This window comes from Streptomyces pathocidini (genome assembly GCF_001418495.1).
GTDB classification, from domain to species: Bacteria; Actinomycetota; Actinomycetes; order Streptomycetales; family Streptomycetaceae; genus Streptomyces; species Streptomyces pathocidini.
The window spans coordinates 1-2,119 of record NZ_LIQY01000588.1 but is presented as its reverse complement, the minus strand read 5'-3'; the positions used below and the strand labels follow the sequence as shown (position 1 = coordinate 2,119).

Sequence of the window (2,119 nt, the reverse complement as noted above, 5' to 3'; positions counted from 1 at the left end):
CGATGCCCTGGGACAAGAAGGGCAACTTCGCCCTCGCCGGGCACCGCAACACCCACGGCGAGCCGTTCCGCTACGTCAACAGGCTGAAGCCCGGTGACCAGATCGTGGTCGAGACGCGCAGCGCCTTCTACACGTACGAGATGGCGAGCATCCTCCCGCAGACCTCGCCGAGCAACATCTCGGTGATCGAGCCGGTGCCGCAGGGCTCGGGGTTCACGGCCCCCGGCCGGTACATCACGCTGACCACCTGCACCCCCGAATTCACCAGTACCTACCGGATGATCGTGTGGGGCAAGATGGTCGACGAGCGTCCGCGCAGCGAGGGGAAGCCGGACGCGCTCGTCGGGGGCTAACGGCCGACGGACCCTTTCACCAAACCGGGGAACGGAGCAGCACGCGGTGGCAGCGACCCAGCACGCACGGAAGTCGGAGGAGCGGCGGCCGCCACCGCGGCGCGGGCGCCGGGTGCGCCGCGGGATCGCGGCTTTCGTCAGCTTCATCGGCGAACTCCTCATCACCGCGGGCGTGGTGCTCGCGCTGTTCGTCGCCTACTCGCTGTGGTGGACCAACGTCCTGGCTGACCAGGATGCCGCCCAGCAGGGCGACCGGGTCCGCGACCACTGGGCCGCGGGCGCCGAGGACAAAGGCCCCGGCGCGCTCGACACCAAGGACGGCATCGGCTTCCTGCACGTGCCGGCCATGAAGAACGGCGAGGTGCTGGTCGGCAAGGGCACCGACTCGGAGGTGCTCAACCACGGCGTCGCCGGCTACTACACCGACCCCGTCAAGGCGGCGATGCCCTGGGACAAGAAGGGCAACTTCTCGCTCGCCGCGCACCGCGACGGGCACGGCGCAAAGTTCCACAACATCGACAAGCTGGGGAAGGGCGACGCGGTCGTCTTCGAGACCCGCGACACCTGGTACGTCTACAAGGTCTACGCGACGCTGCCGGAGACCTCCAAGTACAACGTGGACGTGATCTCCCCCGTGCCCAAGGAGTCGGGCCGGAAGAAGGCCGGCCGGTATCTGACGCTCACCACCTGCACGCCGGTCTACACCTCCAAGTACCGGTACGTCGTCTGGGCCGAGCTCGACCGCACCGAGAAGGTGGACGCGGACCGCACCCCGCCCAAGGAACTGCGCTAGCCACCGCCCGTAACGGCCCGCACAACAGACGCCGCCCTGGCCCGGGGCGGTCACCAGGTTGATGGTGTCGCCCTTCTTCACCTCGGTGCCCGCCGGCGGGTTGGTGGCGACGACGATGGCGTTGTCCTCCTGCGCCGGGCCGACCGAGCCGAGGGCCAGACCCTGGTCCTGGAGGGCCTTCTTGACGTCCTTCAGCTTCTGGTTGGTGAAGTCCGGCAGCGCGGACTTCTCCGCCGCCCTGGCCACCGTCAGCGTCACCGTGGAACCGGGCTCGGCCTCGGTGCCGCCGCCGGGGCTCTGCGAGACGACCGTGTCCGGGGCCACGTCGTCGCGCTCGGTGTCCTGCGTCTCGACCTTGAAGCCCTGCGCCTCCAGCTGCGCCTTGGCCTGGTTCAGCGGCTTGTTGGTCACGTCCGGGACGGCGACCGTGGCCTTCTCCTTGGCGACCGTGAGCGTGATCGTCGCGGTCGCGGGCTTCTGGCTGCCCGCCTCGGGGTTCTGGTCGAGGACCGTGCCGGGCGTCCGATCGGACTCCACCGACTTGGTGGTGATGTTCTCGAAGCCCTTGCCCTCCAGGACGCTGCGGGCCTCGTCGACCTTGGCGCCCTCGACGTCCGGGACCGAGATCAGCTTGGGCCCGGAGCAGAGGGTGACCTCGACCGTGCCGTTCTTCTTGACCTCGGCGCCCGAGTCCGGGTTCTGCTTGGCGATCTGGCCCTTCTTGAGGTCGTCCTCGCACTCGACGGGACTGCCGTCCTCCCGGACCTCGAAGCCGCCGTTCTCGCCCTGCGCCTTCGCCTCGGAGAGGGACTGGCCGACGAGGTTGGGCACGGTCACCGTGTCGGACGGGTTGCCGCTGCCGCCGAACACCTCGCGGCCGATGAAGATCGCGCCGACCAGCACCAGAATGCCCGCCACGACCAGCAGCACCGTCGACGTACTGCTCTTGCGGCCCCCGCCGCCGCGGCGGCGG

2 protein-coding genes and 1 pseudogene are annotated in these 2,119 nt (G+C 69.4%); 2 read left to right on the top strand and 1 reads right to left on the bottom strand.

The genetic code is table 11. The features are described 5' to 3' along the window. Together AOK16_RS23115 and AOK16_RS23110 are read left to right on the top strand one after the other, a co-directional pair. Positions 1–353 (top strand): sortase (locus tag AOK16_RS23115; RefSeq protein ID WP_240483712.1); only part of this gene is annotated, 353 nt, incomplete at its 5' end. A 46-nt stretch (positions 354–399) separates the two neighbouring features. Next, a complete protein-coding gene (locus AOK16_RS23110; RefSeq protein ID WP_055474078.1) occupies positions 400–1,146 on the top strand; it encodes a class E sortase in 747 nt (248 codons plus the stop codon). A 105-nt stretch (positions 1,147–1,251) separates the two neighbouring features. On the opposite strand, the pseudogene AOK16_RS29355 reads toward AOK16_RS23110, so the two are convergent. Continuing rightward, a pseudogene (locus tag AOK16_RS29355) lies at positions 1,252–1,977 on the bottom strand (PASTA domain-containing protein); the annotation flags it as partial. Between the last annotated feature and the right edge of the window lie 142 nt (positions 1,978–2,119).